We start from the raw sequence: 20,965 nt of genomic DNA on the forward strand, positions 1-20,965 counted from the left end.
GCGATGGCGACCCTCCCTGTCGATGATCTCGCGATCACCCGGGCGTTCGGCCCGCACCTGTCGGCGCGCACGCGCGGCAACACCTCCGATGAGCCAGAGCGCCTCGTCAAGACGCACTGCTGCTTCTGCGGCCAGCAGTGCGGTATCCAGCTCAAGGTCCGCCACAACGAGGTGATCGGGTTCGAGCCGTGGGAGGACTTCCCCTTCAACCGGGGAATGCTCTGCCCCAAGGGCGTCAAGCGGTATCTCCAGGGATCCCACCCCGATCGCCTGCTGACCGCCCTGCGGCGCGATCCGGCCGCTCCGTCGGGGTTCCGCGCGATCCCGTACGCCGAGGCGATAGAGAGCACGGCCCGCGCGATCGCGCGGCTCCAGGAGCAGCACGGCCCGGCCTCGGTCGGCGTCCTCGGCGGCGCGAGCCTCACCACCGAGAAGACGTACCTCCTCGGCAAGTTCGCCCGGGTCTGCCTGAAGACGCCGTACATCGACTACAACGGCCGGCTGTGCATGGTCAGCGCGGGCGCCGCGAACAAGAAGGCGTTCGGCATCGACCGCACGACCAACCCGTGGTCCGACATGGTCGGCACCGAGGTGATCTGGATCGCCGGCTCGAACGTGGCCGAGTGCTCGCCGATCACGACCAACTACATCTGGCAGGCGCGCGAGATGGGCGCGAAGGTCATCGTGCAAGATCCGCGGATCACGCCGATCGCGCGCACCTGCGACCTCTACCTGCCGGTCCGACCCGGGCGCGACGCCGCGCTCTTCGCGGGCGTGCTCCAGCTCATGATCGAGAACGGCTGGATCGACCGCGCGTTCATCGATCAGGAGACGGTCGGGTTCGACGAGGTCGCCGCGTACTGCCGTGGCTGGCCGGTCGCGCGGGCCGCGGAGGTCACCGGCGTCCCCGAGCGGTCGATCCGCCAGGCGGCGGAGCTCTGGGGGACGGCGCGGTCGAGCTTCCTCCTCCACGCGCGCGGGATCGAGCACCACTCGAACGGCGTCGAGAACACCCTCGGCACGATCAACCTCGTGCTCGCGTCGGGGCGCATCGGCAAGCCGAAGAGCGGCTACGGGACGATCGTCGGCCAGGCCAACGGCCAGGGAGGCCGCGAGCACGGCCAGAAGTGCGACCAGCTCCCCGGCTGGCGCGACATCCGGAACCCGGAGCACCGGCGCTACATCGCGTCGGTGTGGGGCGTCGACGAGCAGGACCTGCCGGGGGCGGGGGTCGACGCGTACGAGATGTTCCGGAAGATCGACGCCGGCGAGATCAAGGGCCTCCTCTCCATCTGCTTCAACCCGAAGGTGTCGCTGCCCGACAACCAGTTCGTCGCGCGCGCGCTCGACAAGCTCGACTTCTACGTCGCGATCGACTTCTTCCTCAACGACACCGCGCGCCACGCCGACCTCGTGCTCCCCGGCAGCCTGCAAGAGGAGGACGAGGGGACCGTCACGCAGGTCGAAGGCCGGGTCATCAAGATCAACAAGGCCGTCGACTGCCCCGGCGAGGCGCGCCGGGACTGGGTGGTCATCCAGGACCTGGCCCGCGCGCTCGGCCGCCCGAAGGGCTTCACGTTCGAGAGCCCCCACGCCATCTTCGAGGAGCTGCGGATCGCGAGCAAGGGCGGCGTCGCCGACTACTCGGGCATCACGTACGAGAAGATCGAGCGGCAGATGGGCGTGTTCTGGCCCTGCTACAGCGAGGATCCCCGGACCGGCGCGCCGACCCCCGACCACCAGGGGACACCGCGCCTGTTCGAGCCGGGGAGCTACAACCCGGTCGCGAAGGGGGAGGGCCGGTTCTACTTCCCCGACGGCAAGGCGCGGTTCAACGTCGCCGAATACCGCGTGCCGGTCGACGACGTGTCCGACGAGTATCCCCTCCTCCTGACGACCGGCCGCGTCGTGAACCAGTTCCTCTCAGGCACCCAGACGCGCCGGATCGGCCCGCTCGTGATGCACTACCCCGAGCCGAAGATCGAGCTGCACCCGCGGCTCGCCGCGAAGCTCGGGATCGCCGACGGGGAGTGGGCGACGTGCGAGACGCGCCGGGGCGCCATCACGCTCCGCGCGATGGTCGTGACGACGATCCGCCCGGACACGCTCTTCATCCCGTACCACTGGCCCGGCGACAAGAGCGCGAACCGGCTCACGGTCGCCGCCCAGGATCCGGTCAGCAAGATCCCCCAGTACAAGGTCTGCGGCTGTCGGCTGCGGCGCGCCGACGGGCCGCCCGCCTACGCCGCCGAGCGGGAGCCGCAGCAATGAGCGTACCCCAGCACCTCGAGTTCTTCGTCGATCCGAGCCGGTGCATCGGCTGCAGGGCGTGCGTCGAGGCGTGCACCGAGTGCGACACGCACCGGGGCGAGTCGATGATCCACCTCGAGTACGTCGATCGCGGCAGCTCGGTGCAGACGGTGCCGGTCGTCTGCATGCACTGCGAGCAGCCCACGTGCGCCGAGGTCTGCCCGGCGGACGCGATCAAGCGCACCGGCGACGGCGTGGTGCAGAGCGCGCGCAAGCCGCGCTGCATCGCGTGCGGCAACTGCGTGGTCGCGTGCCCCTTCGGCGTGCCCGAGCTCTACATCGATCGGGCGATCATGATGAAGTGCGACATGTGCTACGACCGCACGTCGGTCGGCAAGAAGCCGATGTGCGCGACGGTCTGCCCGAGCCAGGCGCTGTTCTTCGGGACGCGCGAGCAGAGCATCGCGCTCCGGCCGCAGTCGATGCCGACCAACACGTTCAGGTTCGGCGACCAGACGATCACGACCCGCGTCAACGTGATGGTGCCTCGCCGGCCGGCGGCGCCGGCGCACATCGACGTGACCGCGGCGATGGACGAGCGCCCGGCGAGCCGCGCGGTCCGGCTGCCGGTCCTCGCCGACGCCCCCGATCCGTTCGCCGAGGTGGAGGTCTGAGATGCCTGACGATCCGCAGCGCCGGTTCGAGGAGGCCCTCGCGCTGGACACGCGCCTCGACGCGCCCGAGCGCCAGGGGCTGACCGGGACGACCCGCGCCGATGTCTACGAGCCGACCCGCGACCCCGACGACGTCACCGTCGCGCCGGACGGCCAGCCGCTCGACGAGCAGCCGCGGTGGCGGCAGGACTTCGCGATCGACTGGCCCCGGGACCACCACGTCGCGCGGCGCGACTTCGCCCGGTTCCTGGTCCTGACCAGCGGCGCGTTCACGGCCGGCCACGCGTGGATCGCGGCGCAGAGCCTGGTGCGGGAGCGGCGTCCTCCGCCGCCGCGCAAGCGGATCGCCGCGCTCGCCGACGTCCCGGTCCGCTCCGCGATCGTGTTCGACTACCCCGGCGAGCACGACGCCTGCCTGCTGATCCGCCTCGCCGACGGCGGCGTGGTGGCGTTCAGCCAGAAGTGCACGCACCTGTCGTGCGCGGTGGTGCCGCAGATCGACCAGGGTGTCATCCGGTGTCCTTGCCACGAGGGCTACTTCGACCTCGCCACCGGGCGGAACATCGCAGGGCCCCCGCCTCGACCGCTGCCGCGCATCGAGCTCGAGATCGTCGGCGGCGAGGTGTTCGCGATCGGCGTGCACGAGAGGACCGTATGAACCGGCGGCCGGAACGCCATCGGGCGCGCGCGCAGCGGACCACCATCGTCCACGGCGTCCTGTGCATGCTGCTGATCCTGGTCGCCCTGCAGCTCTGGCTGTTCACGGCGACGATGAACGCCTTCCTCGGGGGAGATGACGGGGTGGTGTGGCCGGCGCTCGGCGCCAGCGCCGCGTGCCTCGCGCTCAACCTGGGGCTCCTCCGCTATCTCGGGCGCCTGTGACGGCGGCGCCCGGCGGCCTGGCCGGGATGCACCCGGCGTACTTCGCGCTCGTCATGGCGACCGGCATCGTGTCGCTGGCGTGTCACATCGTCGGGCTCGGCGCCGTGGCGAGGGCGCTCTTCGGGCTCAACCTCGTGTTCTACCCGGCCCTCTGGGCGCTCGCGATCGCGCGCGTCGTCCGCCACCGGGACCGGGTCCTCGCGGACCTGCTCGATCACGGCCGCTCGGTCGGCTTCTTCACGGCCGTGGCGGCGACCTGCGTGCTCGGCTCCCAGTGCCTGCTGGTCGGGGGCGCTCACCGCGCGGCGTTCGTCCTCTGGGTCGCCGGGATCGCCCTCTGGGCCGTCCTCACCTACGCCGTCTTCACCATCCTCTTCGTCAAGCTCGAGAAGCCGACGCTCGCTCACGGCATCAACGGCGGCTGGCTGATCGCCGTGGTCGCCGCGCAGTCGGTCAGCGTGCTCGGCACGCAGCTCGCGACGCGGCTCGGCGACGACGCGCCGCCCGTCCTGCTCTTCTGCCTCGCCATGTGGCTCGGCGGCGGGATGCTCTATCTCTGGATCATCGGGATCATCTTCTATCGTTATGCGTTCTTCGCGATGAGCCCGTCGGATCTGGCGCCGCCCTACTGGATCAACATGGGAGCGGCCGCCATCTCGGCGCTCGCCGGGGCGACGCTCGTCGCGGCGGCGCCGCACTCGCCGGTCCTCGGGCAGCTCCTGTCGTTCCTCCGCGGCATGACCTTGCTCTGGTGGGCCACCGCGACCTGGTGGATCCCGATGCTGGTGATCCTCGGCATCTGGCGTCACGTCCACCAGCGCTTCCCGCTGCGGTACGATCCGCTGTACTGGGGTGCGGTGTTCCCCCTCGGCATGTACACGGTGTCGACAGCGCGCCTCTCCACCGCCGTCGAAGCGCCGTACCTCATCGAGATCTCGTTCCGCTTCGTGTACGTGGCGCTCGCCGCGTGGCTCACGACCGCGGTCGGGCTGGCGCTGCACCTCGCCCGCTCGGCGCAGCGCTCCTAGAGCGAGGCCCCCCCGGCGCCGGGCGAGGCCTCGGCGAACGGTCGTCGGCCCGGCTCAATAAGGCGGCAGCATCCTCCTGAATCCGTGCTTCAGCGCCAGCGCCAGGAAGATGAGGTTGCGCACCGGCAATACAGGCCAGAAGAGGCCGAGTGGCCCCTCCCCGCCCGAAGCGCGCTCCCCCGGCGCGGCGCCCGCCTCCTCGCCGCGGAACGCCCGCGCGAGGCGCGCGCCGAGCCGCCGCATCCACCCGACCGATCGCGGGGTGTCGGCGATCCCGCCGAGCCACGCCTCCGGGATGGCGCGCGCCCCCAGCGTCGCGCCGGCGAGGCCGCCGACGATGGCGCCGGTGCTGTCGGCGTCGCCGCCGAGCAGGATGACGTCCTCCACCGCGCGCCGGAAATCACCCACGTTCGCGAGCCAGCAGAACAGGGCCGCTGGCACGGTGTCCACGATGAAGCCGCTCACGCCCTCGTGAAGCCCGATCGCCGCGGCGAAGTCCTCCGCCGAGGCGGGCCGGGCGAGCAGCTCCGCCGCGCGGTCGAGCCGGCGGCGGAGCTCCCCGTCCGAGACGCGCTCGCGGAGCAGCGCCAGGAGCTCGGCCGGATTCACCTGCTCCGGCGCGCGCACCGCGGCATACGCGGCGGCGAGGGCGATGATCCGCGCGCCCTCCTCGGCGCGCGGGTCGGTGTGCGTGAGGCGCGTGGACGCGCGCACCATCGGCTCGATGCGCGAGGGCGCGAGCGCGAGCGCGGCGCCCAGGATCGGCGCGCGCATCGCGGGGCCGTTGCCGGCCGAGCGGACGCCGCTCCGCTCCGGAGAGAAGCCGAGCCATAGCTTGACGATCGCGCGCAACGTGGCGTAACCGACGCCCGCCGGCATCGCGGCGAGCCAGCCGCGGAGCCGCCACCCGAGCGATCGCGCGAACCGCGCGGCGTCTTCGGGCGCGGCCAGCAGCGCCTGGGCCGTCATGCACGCGTGCTCGGCGTCGTCGCTGATCATCCCGCGGCCGAGCACGAAACGATGCTCGAGCGGCGCCGAGCCGAAGAGGCGCGCGGCGCGGCGGCGCGAGAGGCCCTCTCGGGGAAGACCGAGCGCGTCGCCGACCGCCACGCCAAGGAGGACGCCGGTGAGCCGGTCCTCGCGATCGATGGGTGTCGTCTGGATGGACATGCGAGCGCTCCATTCACGGACCGTGCCCGCTGCGCATCCGCGGAGATCCGCGCCGCCCGACGCGCTCGCCCACGGCGCAGCTCGCCATCCTGGCAGGCTCCGTCAGCGCCGGTAGACATCATGTCGCGCCGCCGCGGCGTCGCCCGAGGGTCCGCTCGGCGACTCCAGATAGAACCGCGGCGGGATGGAGCCTTGTTTCACCTGAGGCATCCCCTCGAATTCTCCAGAAAAATTCACAGGGAGGCGGGGAGACGGGGAGTATGTGAAGATCGTTCTCCCCGCCTCCCCGCCTCCCTGTTCAGTTCAACGAATCAGCCACACATCGAAGCTGACCCGGAGCACGCTGGCCACCTTGCCCCGGCAGATCGTCGGCGCGGTTCCCTGCGAGGAGGGACGCCGCGCCGGCGCCGCCACGCTTAGGATCACGTCCAGACTGTGCGAAGATGCCCGCAGCGGCGCCAGGTGGCCTCCTGGAACGACCGCGTTCGAGGAGCGGAGCATTGAGGGAACCCGATGATCTGTCCGGTCTGTCGATGTTCGTTCGCATCGTCGAGGAAGGCTCGCTCAGCGCGGCCGGCCGGGCGCTCGGGCTGCCCAAGGCGACCATCAGCCGCAACCTCGCGCTGCTGGAGAAGCGGCTGGGCGCGCCGCTGTTGATCCGCTCCACGCGCGCGCTCAGCCTGACGGATACGGGCAGGCGCTTCTTCGACAGGGTCCTGCCCATCGTCCGAGACGCGCAGCAGGCGACCGCGGAGGTCAAGAGCGACCACGCGGCGCCCTCGGGGCTGCTGCGCATCACCGCGCCCGTCGCCTATGGCCAGGCGGCGATCGCGCCCCGCCTGCTCTCGTTCATGCAGCGTTATCCGTCGATTCGCATCGACCTGCACCTCCACGATGGGCGCGTCAACCTGGTCAGCGACGGCTACGACCTGGCCATCCGCATGGGGACGATCAAGGACAGCGAGCTGATCAGCCAAAAGCTGGCCGCCGTCACGATGGTCATCGTCGCCTCGCCGAGCTGGCTGGAGCAGCACGACACGCCCAGGAGCCCCGCCGACCTCACCCGGCACGCCGCCATCGTCACGCGGCCCGAGCTCAGCCAGTGGAAGGTCGGCGAGGAGACGGTGCGCGTGCCCTGGCGCATGAGCACCGGCAACATGATCGTCACGCGGGACGCCGCGAGGGCCGGGCTGGGCATCGCCTTCGTGCCCGAGTTCCTCGCGCTGGGTGACCTGGAACGAGGATCGCTGGTGCGCCTGCTCCCCGACCTCGAGCTGCCGGTGATGCAAGCGACCGCCCTGTATACCCGGGCAGCCGGCCAGTCGGTGGCGCTGCGCGCCTTGCTGGACGACCTCCTCGCTAGCCGACCCATCGAGGCCGACGCCGCGCCCTGCCCTCCCTGAGCCGGCCGTCGAGCAGCGCGCCGACCGCGGTGAGCGCCGCGAGGAGGACGGCCGCCCCCGCCCACAGCGGGCCGGCGGCGAGGCCAGGCGCCGCGCCGAGGAGCGCGATCGCGCCGAGCAGCGCCGCCACGAAGAGCGCCGCCGCGAGCGCGCGGATCGGCGAGGGGCGCTCGACGTCGTGAAGGACATAGCCGGGGTCGGTGCGCAGCGGGCCCGCCTCGGGCGGGGCCGCCTCGGACCGCCACTCCGGCGGCCGGAGAAAGACGAGCAGCTTGCCCACGAGGCGCGGCTCCGCCGCCGCCATGCGCGCGAGCCTGCGCCACGGGTCGAGGTTCGCGCGCAGCGCGCTGAAGCTCGCGAGCGGCTGGACCACGCCGTAGCGCGGGGGCGACGCCTCCGCGCAGAACGTGCCGAACAGCCGATCCCAGACGATGAGCACGCCGCCGTGGTTCCGGTCGAGATAGGGCGCGTCGACGCCGTGGTGCACCCGGTGGTGAGACGGCGTGTTGAGCACCCACTCCAGCGGACCGAGGCGGCCGACGAGCTGCGTGTGGATCCAGAACTGATAAAGGATGTTCAGCGTGTAGGTCGTGACGAGCACCGCCGGCGGGAAGCCGAGCAGGGCGAGCGGCCAGAAGAACGGCCAGAAGAGCGCCCGCTGGAGCCAGCTCTGACGCAGCGCCACCGAGAGATTGTAGTCCTCGCTCTGATGGTGGACCGCGTGCGCCGCCCACAGGAAGTTCACCCGATGACTCGTGCGGTGGGCCCAGTAGTAGCAGAAGTCGACCGCCACGAAGCAGGCGAGCCAGGTCGACGCAGCGGACGGCGGCAGCCGGACCGGCGCGGCGCGCTCGAAGAGGAACAGATAGACGAGCAGGCCGCCGCTCACGACCGAGACGAGGACCTGCTGCCCGACCCCGCACGAGAGGTTGGCGAGCGCGTCGGAGAAGCGGTAATCGCGGCGCCCGCGGCGGCGACAGAGCCAGAGCTCGACGCCGATGAGCGCGAAGAAGGCCGGTACTGCAAGCAGGATCAGGCTCTGCGACATGCCCCACGCCTCCGCGGAGCCGCCGCGCTGCGCGCCGGCTCACGCCCGCTCATCGTAGCCCGGACGCGCCCGGCACGCCTGACGACACGCCGCGACACGGCCACCGGCCGACCGCGACGCGCGGCGCGCAGAGCGTCCGACCCGCTCGGGCCCACGCCCGGATTCCCCGCCCGGGGCGTGCCCGCGCCCACAGGAAGGCCGGCTCACGCCGCGTGGAGAGCGCCGCGCGGGCCACACGGCAGCAGCCGGCCGAGCGCCCCGTTCCCTGTTGACGCTGAACCGATTAAGTGGTCTGCCACGGGCCGCGACGGTGGGAGCGACCACCCCGAGCGGAGAATTGTATGCGCGTGACACTCGGGGGAGCTCGCGAGCATCGCCGGCGAGACGACGACCACCACGACGGCGGCCCCACCGCTCGGCGCACCGCCGCGAACCGGCCGGTGCGTCGAGCGATGGCGCTCAGCCACTCTTGAGAAACGAACCTCGAACCAGGTAAGGAACCCACCAATGAACAGAACCTTCTTGCTTGCTCTGGGTCTGCTCACCCTCGCCGCGTGCTCCTCGGAGGACCCGGCCAACCCGTCGCCCTCCGGGGGCACGGGCGGCTCCGACAACACCGGCGGCGGCGACACGGGCGGCGGCGGCGGGGACGCCGGCGGCGGCGCGACCGGTAGCGGCGGGGACGGAAACGGCGGGGACGGAAACGGCGGGGGCGAGGCGATCGACTGCGCCCAGGATGCCGAAAAGTGCTACGTCCGCGTCGACGGGAGTAAGCTCACGCTCGACGGGAAACCGTACAAGTACATGGGCACGAACTTCTGGGCGGCTCCCTTCGTGAGCCTCGAGCGCCTGCGCACCGAGCTGGACATCCTCCAGGCGCACGGCGTACTGAACCTCCGGATCATGGCGCTCGCCGAGGGCGACATCCCGGAGTCCCAGCAGAACGATGAGGAGTTCGGACCGCAGCGGATCTATCCGGCGTCGAACGACGCGCCGTGCGCCGATCGGGCGCTGGTGGTCTACGCGGCCCACCTGAAGAACGTGCTCGACGAGATGCACAGCCGCGGGATGAAGGCCGTGATGACCCTGAACGACTTCTGGCACTGGTCCGGCGGGATGCCGCAGTACATGAAGTGGGCGCACGACCAGCCGGAGACCACCTGCGGAGAGGACTTCAGCGACTACCAGGTCGGCCTGACCGACCCCGAGACGGGCGCGGAGCTGCTCGCGGCAGACCACCACGTGCCGTTCGCCGACTCGATCCGGTTCCAGGAGGGCACCGGCGAGGACTGCCAGGCCGTGGCGATCGACGCGTGGGCGATCCCGCACTCGGGCGTCCTCGATCCGAGCACGAACCCCTGGCCCGACCAGATGGACCTCTCGAGCCTGTTCTTTTGCAACAAGAAGGCGCAGGAGTTCTACTTCAGCCGGGCCAAGGTCCTGATCGAGAAGCTGAAGGACCACCCGGGGATCATGGCGTGGCAGCTCGGCAACGAGCCGCGCTCCTTCAAGGGCTGGGGCGGGGTCTTCAAGCGCTGGGTCGAGCGGAACGCGAAGTTCATCAAGGACATCGACCCGAACCACCTCGTCTCCATCGGCTCGGAGGGCGACCTGTCCTACAACTGGGGCGACTACGCCAACAGCGATTTCAGGGAGTTCCACGACGTCGCCGGCATCGACTACCTCACCTTCCACGTCTGGCCGGAGAACTGGGAGTGGTACGACCCGTCGCTGCCGATCGACAGCAACGAGGCGAGGTCGCTGAGCGAGGCGATCACCAAGACCAACGAGTACATCGATCTGCAGATCGAGCACGCGAAGGCGCTGAACAAGCCGATCGTCGTCGAGGAGTTCGGGCTCGCGCGGGACGACAAGTCGGAGGCGGTCGAGTCGTCCGTCACCAAGCGGAACGAGTACTACGCCACGCTCTTCGACGCCGTCGTCGCCAACGAGGAGCTCGCCGGCGTCAACTTCTGGGCCTGGGCCGGGACCGGCAGGCCGACGGACGACGGCAACGACTACTGGCATCTCGGGGAGGATTACATCGGCGATCCGCCCCACGAGCTCCAGGGTTGGTACTCGGTGTACGACGGCGACACCGAGACGCTGAACACCATCATGAGCTACGCCGACCAGATCAACACCATCGAATAACCACGTCGGGCCCCATCACAGCCCCACATCCCTTCATCTGACGCGGAGGTCACCTTGATTCGTCGTTCTGCCTTTCTCATGGCGCTGCTCTCGCTCGCGTTCTCGGCCGGCTGCTCGAAGCCGGAGCCGAGCAACGAGGTGGGCGCGGGCAAGACAGAGGAAAAAGCCGCGAAGGGCGCGGACACCAAGGGTACAGACAAGAAGAAGATCACGATCGGCTTCTCGATGGATACCCTGAAGGAAGAGCGGTGGCAGCGCGACCGCGACCTGTTCAAGGCGAAGGCCGAGTCGCTCGGAGCCCAGGTGCTCGTGCAGTCCGCGAACAGCGACGACGCCCTGCAGAACTCGCAGGCCGAGAACCTGCTCACGCAGGGCGTCGACGTCCTCGTGGTCGTGCCCCACAACGCCAAGACGACGGCCACCATCGTCGAGTCGGCGCACAAGCAGGGCGTGCCCGTCATGGCGTACGACCGGCTCATCCTCGACTCCGACCTCGACCTCTACGTGTCCTTCGACAACGTCCGCGTGGGCGAGCTCCAGGCCGAGCACCTCGTCAAGACGCACCCGAAGGGGAACTTCGTGCTCATCGGCGGATCTCCGACCGACAACAACGCGAAGCTCTTCCGCGACGGGCAGATGAACATCCTGAAGCCGCTCATCGACAAGGGCGACATCAAGGTCGTGGCGGACCAGTGGGCCAAGGACTGGCAGCCGGTCGAGGGGCTCAAGATCACCGAGAACGCCCTCACGAAGAACAACAACAACGTCACGGCGGTCGTGGCCTCGAACGACGGGCTCGCGGGCGCGGCCGTCCAGGCGCTCGGGGAGCAGAAGCTCGCCGGCAAGGTCGTCGTCTCGGGGCAGGACGCCGAGCTCGCCGCGTGCCAGCGCATCGCGGCCGGCACCCAGAGCATGACCGTCTACAAGCCGCTCAAGCTGCTCGCCGAGAAGGCCGCCGAGCTCGCCATCAAGATGGCGAAGAAGGAGCAGCTCGGCGAGAAGACGCAGACGGTCAACAACGGGAAGAAGGACGTGCCGAGCGTCCTCATCGCGCCGATCGCCGTGGACAAGGACAACCTCGCCTCCACGGTGATCGCCGACGGGTTCCACAAGGTCGAGGAGGTCTACAAGGACGTCCCGAAGGACCAGTGGCCCGCGGCCAAGTAGGGCCTGCCCGGGACGCGCTCACCGCCTGGCTCGCCGTCAGATGGCCCATCGCTGACATCTGACGGCGAGCGCCTCCTCTCCTCCTCTGCCATCCACCGTCGGCCGCTTCCGTCCCCGTCCTGCGGGCGCGGGCGCGCGCCCTCCGCCTCGGATCCGGCGCTTCCCGAGTGGCTCGGGCCCGCGCGCTGGTCATGATGCTGCGCGCGCGCGGCGCGCGGCGCGCGGCAAGGAGATGCGATGTCCTCGATGAAGCAACGACAGCTCGGGCGGCGCGGTCCGGCCGCGACGGGCTCCCGGTGCTCCAGCGCGGCGGCGTCATGAGGGCGGCCATGACGGCGTGCCCCGCCGTCCCGGGCTCGGCCGGGACGCTCCCAGGCGCCGCGATCCCCAGGTACACGCGCCCGCTGATCATCCCGCCCGTCATGCCGGCGGCGCCGGGGCTCGACGCGGACGGCGCCTGCCTCGATCGCTACGAGATCGCCGTCCGGCAGCTCGAGCAGCACGTCCTGCCGGGCGAGCTGGGCCTGCCGCCGACGAAGGTGTGGGGCTACGGTTCCGTTCATCACCCGGAGACGTTCGCCTATCCCTCGTTCACCATCGAGGCGCGGTGGCGAAGGCCGGTGCGCGTGACGTGGATCAACGATCTGAAGGACCCCGCGACGGGCCGCTTCCTCCCTCACCTGCTCCCGGTCGACCCGACCCTCCACTGGGCCAACCCGCCCGGCGGGGCGCAAGGCCGCGACGGTCGGCCCACGTTCGCAGGCGACCGCCCGCCGGGACCGTACCGGGGCCCGGTGCCGTTCGTCACGCACCTCCACGGAACCGAAGGGGTGCAGCCGGAGAGCGACGGTTATCCGGAAGCCTGGTACCTCCCGGCGGCGACCGACATCCCGGAGGGATACGCGGAGACCGGGACGTTTTACGATCACTACGAGCGCACGTCGCAGCTCGGGCACCTGTGGGCGCCGGGCGCGGCCGTGTTCGAGTACCCGAACGACCAGCGGCCAACGACGCTCTGGTACCACGACCACACGCTCGGCATCACCCGGCTCAACGTCTACGCGGGACCGGCCGGCTTCTACCTGCTGCGCGGCGGACCGGACGACCTCCCGCACGACGTGCTCCCCGGACCAGCCCCGCGGCCGGGGGACGGTCCGGGAGCCAGGGTGTACGAGATCCCGCTCGTCATCCAGGACCGCTCCTTCCACCACGACGGCTCGCTCTCCTATCCGGGCACGCGCGGGCTCTCCCCGCCGCGAGACGCCCTCTACATCCCGAGGGGCGATATCTCGCCGATCTGGGTCCCGGAGTTCTTCGGCGACGTCATCGTCGTCAACGGCCAGACGTGGCCTTACCTCGAGGTCGAGCAGCGACGTTATCGCTTCCGCATCCTGAACGGCAGCGGCTCACGCTTCCTGATCCTGAAGCTGGAGAACGATCTGCCGTTCTGGCAGATAGGCGCCGACGGAGGGTTCCTCCCCGCCCCCGTGGAGCGCGCGACCCTCCTGCTCGCTCCCGCCGAGCGCGCGGACGTGATCGTCGACTTCAGCCGGGTCCGCGCCGGCACCGAGATCGTCCTCCTCAACCTCGGTCCGGACGCGCCCTTCACCGGCGATACGGCCGCCCCGGCCGACCCGGCGACGACTGGGCAGGTGATGCAGCTCCGCGTCGTGCCGGCGACGAGCAGGGACACGAGCACGCCCCCTCACCGGCTCACCCTGCCGCCGCTCCCCTCCCTCGGGGACGAGCAGGTCGTGCGGCGGCTGTCCCTGAACGACGTGAGCTCCGGGCTGGAGCCCGACGCCGGGATCCTGAGGACAGCGCTGCTCGGGACGGTCGGGGATCCTGCGGACTCCAGCGCGCCGAGGCCGCTCTGCTGGGACGATCCCATCACGGAGAACCCGGCCGTCGGGTCGACCGAGGTCTGGGAGATCTACAACTTCACCGTGGACGCGCACCCGATCCACGTCCACGAGGTCCATTTCCGGATCGTCGATCGCCAGCCGTTCGACGGGCCGCCGCGCCCGCCGGACGCAGGCGAGGAGGGCTTCAAGGAGACCGTGATCGCGCTGCCCTCCGAGATCACGCGCATCAAGATGAGATTCGAGAGGCCGGGCCGGTTCGTGTGGCACTGCCACATCCTCGAGCACGAGGACAACGAGATGATGCGGCCTTACCACATCGGCCCGATCCCGGACGACAGCCCGAGACGTTAGCCGCGCCGCGCGCGACCACGACCCGCGCCCGGCGCGTCGTCCGAGGCGACCGCGGCCGCGCGGCCGGACCGCCGATCCCGCCGGGGACCTCCCGGACCCGGACCATCGTTCATGATCATGGAGCCTCCCGGATCCGGAGACTCCTGGATTGCTCGGTTCTCTGCGCCCATCATCATATCCCGCGCTCGCGGCGCCGGGCTGTGAGGCAAGGAGATGCGATGTCCTCCATGGAACGAAGACGGCTCCTGAAGCATGGTTTGGCCGCGACGGGCGGGCTGCTGGTGCTCCGACGCGGCGGTCTGGCGAGGGCGTTCTTCGATACGTGTCGACCGCTCGACGACTCCGGACCTACCCTCCCCGGCGTCGACATCGCCGAGCACCGGTACAGCCTCCCGCTGCTCATACCGCCTGTCATGCCGAGGTCCGGCAGGCACGATGAGCGCGGCTCGCGCTTCGATGACTACGAGATCGCCGTCCGGCAGTTCGAACAGCACATCCTGCCGCCCGGGCTCCACAGGGGCCCGACAAGGGTGTGGGGATACGGCTCGATTCATCATCCCGAGACGTTCAGCTACCCGGCGTTCACCATCGAGGCGACGTGGCGGAGGCCGGTGCGCGTGAAGTGGATCAACGACCTCAAGCACCCGGTGACAGGCCGCTTCCTGCCGCACCTGCTCACGGTCGACCCGACCCTCCACTGGGCCAACCCGCCCGGCGGGGTGGAAGGCCGCGACATGCGGCCCACGTTCGCGGGCGAGTGCCCGCCGGACCCGTACCATGGCCCCGTGCCCATCGTCACGCACCTCCACGGCGCCGCCGGGGTGCGGCAGGAGAGCGACGGTTATCCGGAGGCCTGGTATCTCCCCGCGGCGAGGGGCATCCCGCGCGACTACGCGAAGACCGGGACGTTCTACGACTACTACAAGCGCACGTCGCCGCTCGGGGACCTGTGGGAGCCCGGGTCGGCCGTGTTCGAGTACCCGAACGACCAGCGGGCGACGGCGCTCTGGTACCACGATCACACGCTCGGCATGACCCGCCTCAACGTCTACGCGGGGCCGGCCGGCTTCTACCTGCTGCGCGGCGGCCCGGACGATCTTCCGCGCGGCACGCTCCCCGGACCGGCCCCGGCGCCCGGCGACTGCGCTGATGCCAAGGTGTACGAGATCCCGCTCGTGATCCAGGACCGCTCCTTCAACCACGATGGGTCGCTCTTTTACCCGAGGAGCCGCGGGCTCCCGGCCGAAGACACCGATCTGTACATCCCGCGCGGCGACATCTCGCCCTACTGGGTCCCGGAGTTCTTCGGCGACGTCATGGTCGTCAACGGCCGGGCGTGGCCCTACCTCGAGGTCGAGCAGCGACGTTATCGCTTCCGCATCCTGAACGGCAGCAGCTCGCGGTTCCTGATCCTGCAGATGGAGAACGGCCTCCGGTTCTGGCAGATAGGCTCGGACGGAGGCTTCCTGCCCCGCCCCGTGGAGCGCGACACGCTCCTGCTCGCTCCGGCCGAGCGCGCGGACGTGATCGTCGACTTCAGCCGTGTCCGCGCCGGCACCGAGATCGTCCTCCTCAACCTCGGCCCGGACGCGCCCTTCCCCGGCGACCTGGTGCCCGCCGACCCGGCGACGACAGGGCAGGTGATGCAGTTCCGCGTCGTGAAGGCGACGAGCCGGGACACGAGCACGCCCCCTCACCGGCTCAGGCTGCCGTCGTTCGAGCCGCTCGGAGAGGCGCGCGCGGCGCGGCGGCTGTCGCTGAACGAGGAGAGCTCCGCGGTCGACCCCGACGTGGGCCCGAGAGCAGCCCTGCTGGGCACGTTCTCCGGCGTGCCCACGCCGCTGCACTGGGACGATCCCGTCTCGGAGAACCCGGCCACCGGATCGACCGAGATCTGGGAGCTCCACAACTTCACCATGGATGCGCACCCGATCCACGTCCACGCGGTCCAGTTCCAGGTGGTCAATCGCGAGTCGGCCGACGGCAGCGTGCGCGGTCCGGACGACGGGGAGGAGGGCTTCAAGGACACCGTGATCGCGTATCCCGACGAGATCACGCGGATCAAGCTGAGGTTCGACAGATCCGGCCGGTTCGTGTGGCACTGCCACATCCTGGAACACGAGGACAACGAGATGATGCGGCCTTATCAGATCGGGCCCATGCCCGCCGACATTCCGCGGCGCTGAGCCCGCCTCGCGCGGGGACGCACGCCTCGCGCGGGGACGCACGTCCTGCGGCGCGACCGGCCTAGCCCGACGCCCTGGCTCGCGCTCATCCGGCCGCCGCCATCCCCCATCCCAGCCCCGGTCGCGGCAGGGCCAGGCTCATCAGCATCCGGCCTGCTTCTTGCCGTTCACGCGGATCACATGGCCATGTCAGAACGTCACCACGCTCTCTTTGAAGAGACCATGGGCGCTCCACCCGTCTCGTCCCTCTCCTCCGAGCTGGATCCGCTCGGCTCGGTCCGTCAGCTCATCGAAGCGGTGTTGCCCGACGCGCGGGTGGTCGACGTCACCCCCATGGGGCCCGACGGGGGCTCGAGCCGCGATGGGACCGAGAAGGCCGCCGGGTACGGCGCCCCGCGGCGGATCACGGTGGAGCGGCGCGACGGCTCGATGCAGCGGCTCGTCCTGCACACCGTGACCGCGGACGCGTTCGGACACGACAGGCGATCGGATCGCGCGGCGGAGGTGCTGCTCGCGTTCGACACGTTCGGCTCGATCCCGGCGCACGTCCAGGTGGTGGACATCGGCACGCTGACCCATGATCGGCGGTTCCTGTCGCTCGTCGACGCGGGCGAGTTCTACCTGCTCACGACGTACGCGGAGGGGCGGATCTACGCCGAGGATCTGCGCCGGATCGCGGCGGAGGGCCGCGCGACGCCGCGGGATCTCGCGCGCTGCGAGGCGCTCGCCAGGTACCTCGTCGCGCTCCACGCGGCGCCCGGCGCGCAGCCGGGCAGCTACCGCCGCGCGGTGCGCGATCTCGTGGGCCACGGAGAGGGCATCTTCGGGATCATCGACGGCTACCCGGCCGACGCGCCCGGCGCGCCGCCGGAGCGGCTCCAGGCCATCGAGCGGCGCTGCGTGGCGTGGCGATGGAAGCTGCGCGGCCGCGATCGGCGGCTCGCGCGCACGCACGGGGATTTCCACCCGTTCAACGTCGTGTTCAACGAGAAGTCGCAGCTCACGCTGCTCGACACGAGCCGCGGATCCCAGGGCGACCCCGCGGATGACGTCGCGTGCCTCGCCGTCAACTACGTCTTCTTCGCGCTGGACGCGCCCGGCGCGTGGCAGGGCGCCTTCCGCGCGCTGTGGCAGCGGTTCTGGCGGGTGTACCTCGACGAGAGCGGGGACGCGGGCGTGCTCGAGGTGGCGGCGCCGTTCCTGGCGTGGCGCGCGCTCGTGCTGGCCAACCCGGCCTGGTACCCCGCGGTCACGCCGCGCGCGAGGGACGCCCTGCTCGGCTTCGCGGAGCGCGCCCTCGACGCCGAGCGCTTCGATCCGGACGACGCCGAGCGGGTGTTCGCGTGAGCGGCGGGGTCGTCTGGATCACGGGGCTGCCCGCGTCGGGCAAATCGACGCTCGCCGCGCGGGTGCACCGCGCGCTGCTCGACGAGGGCCGGGCGAGCTGCCTGCTCGACGGCGACGAGGTGCGCGACGCGCTCGTGCCGCGGCCGGGCTACGATCCGCGCGGCCGCGACGATTTCTACGAGACCCTCGCGCGCCTGTCGGCGCTGATCGCGCGCCAGGGGCTCGTCGCGATCGTCGCGGCGACGGCGCACCGCCGCGCCTACCGGGAGCGCGCCCGCGCGCTCGCGCCGCGGCTGCTCGAGGTGTACCTGGAGGTCTCCCCCCAGGTCTGCCAGGCGCGCGATCCGAAGGGGCTCTACCGGTCGGCGGGCGCCGGTGAGATCGGCGAGCTCCCCGGCGCGGGCCTCGACTACGAGCCGCCGCGCTCGCCGGAGCTCGTCGCGCGCGGCGGCGAGGACGACGCGGCGCTCGGGGCGATCGTGGAGCGCGCGAGATCCTGGTCCCCCGCCGCGGAAGTGTGCTCGTGGTAGGCTCCGACGCCGTGCCCGCGGTGGAGACGCTGTTCGACGAGATCAAGCGGTACGTTCGCTTCACCGAGGAGGACGCGGGCCGGCTCGCCGCGTTCCGCGCGCACGCGGAGCCCCACTTCCGCCGCATCGCCGACGAGTTCTACGACCGCATCCGCGAGCACGAGGGCGCTCACGAGGTCTTCACCGGAGAAGAGCAGGTGGAACGTCTCAAGCGCTCGCTCGTCCGCTGGATGACGCGCATCTGCACCGGGCCCTACGACGACGCGTATTTCGACGAGACCGCGAAGATCGGGCGGGTGCACGTCCGGGCCGGCCTGCCCCAGCACTACATGTTCACGGCGATGAACCTCATCCGGCTCGCGTTCGAGGAGATCGCCTGGAGCGCCCTCGGCGGCGACATGATCCCGGTCCGGGCGGCGGTGAGCAAGGTGCTCGATCTCGAGCTCGCGATCATGCTGGAGACGTACCGGGACGACTTCCTCGCGCGCGCGCAGCGCGCCGAGCGGCTGGACCGGGAGGAGGTCGGCCGCACGCTCGCGCGCACGGAGCACCGGTACAAGAGCGCCGTCGAGCTCGCGCGCGTCCTCGTGGTGGGCCTCGACGCGCACGCGGTCGTGCGGCTGTTCAACCGGGAGGCCGAGCGGATGACGGGGCTCGGGCGCGAGGAGATCCTCGGGATGCCGTTCGTCGAGACGCTCCTGCCCGAGGAGCTGCACGCCGATCACGGCGCGCTCGTGAAGGAGATCGCGGCGGGCCGCCGCGCCGACGCCGATCTCCTGGAGAGCAGCCTGCGCACGCGCGCCGGCAAGATCCGCGACGTGCGGTGGCAGCTCGCCTACGCGCCCTCCGCGGCGGACGACGAGGTGGTCCTGTTCGCGATCGGGCAGGACACGACCGACGAGAACGCGCTCGCCGCGCGGGTGCGCCAGAGCGAGAAGCTCGCCGCGGTGGGCACGCTCGCGGCCGGCCTCGCGCACGAGATCCGCAACCCCCTGAACGGCGCGCAGCTCCACGTGACCTTCCTCGAGCGGGGGCTCGCGCGCGCCGGCATGAAGGACCCGGACACGGTGGAGGCGATCAAGGTCGTCCGCGACGAGATCCGCCGGCTGTCGGTGCTGGTGAGCGAGTTCCTGGACTTCGCGCGGCCGAAGCCGCTTGTCCTGACGCCGACGTCGGTCGCCTCGCTCTGCGAGCGGGCGGTCCGCCTCGCCCTCGCGTGCGACGGCGCCAGCGCGCAGGCCGAGGTGAAGGTCGATCTGCCGTCGACCGATATCGTGCTCGAGCTCGATCCCGCCAAGATCGAGCAGGTCCTCCTGAACCTCCTCCGCAACGCGATCGAGGCGGTGGCGCCGTCGAGGGACGGGACGGTCGTGCTCCGCGCGCGGCGCCAGCCGCGCCAGGCCGTCATCGAGGTGGAGGACGACGGCGCCGGCGTCCCGAACCCGGACGCGCCGATCTTCGATCCGTTCTACTCCACCAAGCCGAACGGCACCGGGCTGGGGCTGGCGATCGCGCACCGCATCATCACCGATCACGAGGGGAGCATCGAGTTCCAGAGCCGCCCGGGGAAGACGCTGTTCCGCGTCACGCTCCCGATCCGGCTCTCCGGCTGAGATCCTGCGCTCCTCGCGGCGCGCGAGGGGCGGCCCGCGCTGGCACGCAACTTGGAAGATCGCCCGGCGTGGAATCGCACAGCATCGAACAGCCGCTGATTCTGCTCGTCGACGACGACGTCCGCACGGTCCGTCTGCTCGCGCGCCTGCTCGAGGACGACGGCTTCCGGGTGGAGCTCGCCACCGACGGCGCCCTCGCGATGGCGCGGCTCGCCCGGACGCCGCTCCCCGACATCCTGGTGACGGACTTCCGGATGCCCCACGCCGACGGGATGGCGGTCGCGCGCTTCGCGCGGTCGCTGAGGCCCGATCTCCCGCTCTTCGTGCTCACCGGGTATCCCGAGCTCGTGGCGCGGCTCGGGCGGGGGTTCGCGCCCGCGGCGATGGTGCACACCAAGCCGGTCGACTACGGCGCCCTCAGCGCCGAGCTCCGCTGCAGCGTGGAGGCGGTGTTCTCCGGCGTGGCGCACGCACAGCCGCATCTCTCCTCCTCGTCCCCTCCCCTCGCCTGAGCCGGCCGCGGGCGCGCCGGGCGCCGGCGAACCGCTTGCGCCGGCGCGCAACCGCTGCGAGGCGCCGCCCCCTCGGGCCCCGCCCGACCCGCCGCCGCCGAGGCGATCCCTCCCGTGATTCCCGCGTCGCATCCCGGCCCTGGCCGCCGGCGCGATCGCCGCGCGCGCGGCGCAGGGCGGAGCGGCCGGGTCGCCTTCCGTGGCGCGGGTCGTGCACTGGATGAGGGCATGTCCCTCAGCCGCTTCGAACATGGCGCCGTGAGCGCCGAGCTCACCGAGACCGCCACCGCCGTCGCGCGCCGGATGCGCGAGTTCCGCGTCGGGTGCGTCGTCGTCACGCAGGGGGCGCGCGCCATTGGCATCCTCACCGATCGCGATCTCGTGCTGCGGGTGATGGCCGACGCGCGCGAGCCCGAGAAGACGCTGGTGTCCGAGATCGTGACGTACGATCCGACGACGCTCCAGCAGACCGACAGCATCGAGACGGCGCTGCGCCTGATGCGCGAGCGCGGCGTCCGGCGGCTGCCGATCGTCCGTTACGACGGCAAGGTGACCGGCATCGTCACCGCGGACGATCTCACGGTCCTGCTCGCCGAGGAGCTGGCCGACCTGGGCGCCGGCATCCACCACAACGTCGAGAGCACCGAGAGCCGCTGACGGCGCGCCGTCGTCCCCGAAACCGTACGCGACGCGCGAGACGCGCGAGACGCGCGCGCGCAGCGCGACGGAGCGAGGATCTTGCGTCGCCCTCGGGGCGGTGCTTGCCTGTCGCCCTGACGCGCTGC

17 protein-coding genes are annotated in these 20,965 nt (G+C 71.1%); 15 read left to right on the top strand and 2 right to left on the bottom strand.

The annotated features are described in order from the left end of the window. Nucleotides 1–3 precede the first annotated feature (3 nt). The 5 genes from WME76_RS28910 to WME76_RS28930 are packed head-to-tail and all read left to right on the top strand — an operon-like array spanning nucleotide 4 to nucleotide 4,834. Nucleotides 4–2,271, top strand: coding sequence for a molybdopterin oxidoreductase family protein (locus WME76_RS28910; protein WP_437955488.1), 2,268 nt, complete (start codon nucleotides 4–6; stop codon nucleotides 2,269–2,271). Next, nucleotides 2,268–2,924 (top strand): 4Fe-4S dicluster domain-containing protein, encoded by a 657-nt coding sequence (locus WME76_RS28915; RefSeq protein WP_437955489.1) that lies wholly within the window; start codon nucleotides 2,268–2,270, stop codon nucleotides 2,922–2,924. Before WME76_RS28910 ends, WME76_RS28915 begins: the two co-directional genes overlap by 4 nt. 1 nt (nucleotide 2,925) lies before the next feature. Next, nucleotides 2,926–3,582, top strand: coding sequence for a ubiquinol-cytochrome c reductase iron-sulfur subunit (locus tag WME76_RS28920; RefSeq protein ID WP_437955490.1), 657 nt, complete (start codon nucleotides 2,926–2,928; stop codon nucleotides 3,580–3,582). Continuing rightward, a complete protein-coding gene (locus WME76_RS28925) occupies nucleotides 3,579–3,806 on the top strand; it encodes a DUF6755 family protein (protein WP_437955491.1) in 228 nt (75 codons plus the stop codon). The genes WME76_RS28920 and WME76_RS28925 overlap by 4 nt, the downstream gene beginning before the upstream one ends. Beyond that, the gene (locus tag WME76_RS28930; RefSeq protein WP_437955492.1) at nucleotides 3,803–4,834 is read left to right on the top strand and encodes a tellurite resistance/C4-dicarboxylate transporter family protein; all 1,032 of its coding nucleotides are present in this window, start codon (nucleotides 3,803–3,805) and stop codon (nucleotides 4,832–4,834) included. Before WME76_RS28925 ends, WME76_RS28930 begins: the two co-directional genes overlap by 4 nt. Before the next feature lie 54 nt (nucleotides 4,835–4,888). On the opposite strand, the gene WME76_RS28935 is transcribed toward WME76_RS28930, so the two are convergent. Beyond that, entirely contained in the window at nucleotides 4,889–6,004 is a 1,116-nt protein-coding gene (locus tag WME76_RS28935; protein ID WP_437955493.1) for an ADP-ribosylglycohydrolase family protein, read from the bottom strand. 500 nt (nucleotides 6,005–6,504) lie between these two features. Between WME76_RS28935 and WME76_RS28940 the strand changes: the two genes are divergently transcribed. Beyond that, complete coding sequence (locus WME76_RS28940) at nucleotides 6,505–7,407, top strand: LysR family transcriptional regulator (RefSeq protein WP_437955494.1); 903 nt, start codon at nucleotides 6,505–6,507, stop codon at nucleotides 7,405–7,407. Here the strand turns inward: WME76_RS28940 and WME76_RS28945 are convergent. Continuing rightward, nucleotides 7,364–8,455, bottom strand: a complete 1,092-nt coding sequence (locus WME76_RS28945; protein WP_437955495.1) for a sterol desaturase family protein — start codon at nucleotides 8,453–8,455, stop codon at nucleotides 7,364–7,366. The two genes, WME76_RS28940 and WME76_RS28945, sit on opposite strands and share 44 nt — an antisense overlap. Before the next feature lie 507 nt (nucleotides 8,456–8,962). Here WME76_RS28945 and WME76_RS28950 point away from each other — a divergent pair. The 9 genes from WME76_RS28950 (at nucleotide 8,963) to WME76_RS28990 (ending at nucleotide 20,837) form a co-directional block, all read left to right on the top strand. Continuing rightward, a complete protein-coding gene (locus tag WME76_RS28950) occupies nucleotides 8,963–10,609 on the top strand; it encodes a glycoside hydrolase 5 family protein (RefSeq protein ID WP_437955496.1) in 1,647 nt (548 codons plus the stop codon). A gap of 78 nt (nucleotides 10,610–10,687) precedes the next feature. Next, entirely contained in the window at nucleotides 10,688–11,776 is a 1,089-nt protein-coding gene (gene xylF, locus WME76_RS28955; protein WP_437962166.1) for a D-xylose ABC transporter substrate-binding protein, read from the top strand. 329 nt (nucleotides 11,777–12,105) lie between these two features. Then, complete coding sequence (locus tag WME76_RS28960) at nucleotides 12,106–13,992, top strand: multicopper oxidase family protein (protein WP_437955497.1); 1,887 nt, start codon at nucleotides 12,106–12,108, stop codon at nucleotides 13,990–13,992. A 227-nt stretch (nucleotides 13,993–14,219) separates the two neighbouring features. Further along, nucleotides 14,220–16,178, top strand: coding sequence for a multicopper oxidase family protein (locus tag WME76_RS28965; protein ID WP_437955498.1), 1,959 nt, complete (start codon nucleotides 14,220–14,222; stop codon nucleotides 16,176–16,178). Nucleotides 16,179–16,400: 222 nt separating this feature from the next. Beyond that, nucleotides 16,401–17,525 carry a phosphotransferase family protein gene (locus WME76_RS28970; protein WP_437955499.1) on the top strand — a complete coding sequence of 375 codons (1,125 nt, stop codon included), beginning with the start codon at nucleotides 16,401–16,403 and terminating at the stop codon, nucleotides 17,523–17,525. Continuing rightward, complete coding sequence (locus WME76_RS28975; protein WP_437955500.1) at nucleotides 17,522–18,055, top strand: adenylyl-sulfate kinase; 534 nt, start codon at nucleotides 17,522–17,524, stop codon at nucleotides 18,053–18,055. The genes WME76_RS28970 and WME76_RS28975 overlap by 4 nt, the downstream gene beginning before the upstream one ends. After that, complete coding sequence (locus WME76_RS28980; protein WP_437955501.1) at nucleotides 18,049–19,668, top strand: protoglobin domain-containing protein; 1,620 nt, start codon at nucleotides 18,049–18,051, stop codon at nucleotides 19,666–19,668. The genes WME76_RS28975 and WME76_RS28980 overlap by 7 nt, the downstream gene beginning before the upstream one ends. A 68-nt stretch (nucleotides 19,669–19,736) precedes the next feature. Beyond that, nucleotides 19,737–20,180, top strand: coding sequence for a response regulator (locus WME76_RS28985; protein WP_437955502.1), 444 nt, complete (start codon nucleotides 19,737–19,739; stop codon nucleotides 20,178–20,180). A gap of 258 nt (nucleotides 20,181–20,438) precedes the next feature. Further along, on the top strand, nucleotides 20,439–20,837 hold the full coding sequence (locus WME76_RS28990; protein WP_437955503.1) for a CBS domain-containing protein: 399 nt from the start codon (nucleotides 20,439–20,441) through the stop codon (nucleotides 20,835–20,837). Nucleotides 20,838–20,965: the final 128 nt, after the last annotated feature.

This window comes from Sorangium sp. So ce119, assembly GCF_051524405.1.
Taxonomy (GTDB): Bacteria; Myxococcota_A; Polyangia; order Polyangiales; family Polyangiaceae; genus Sorangium; species Sorangium cellulosum_G.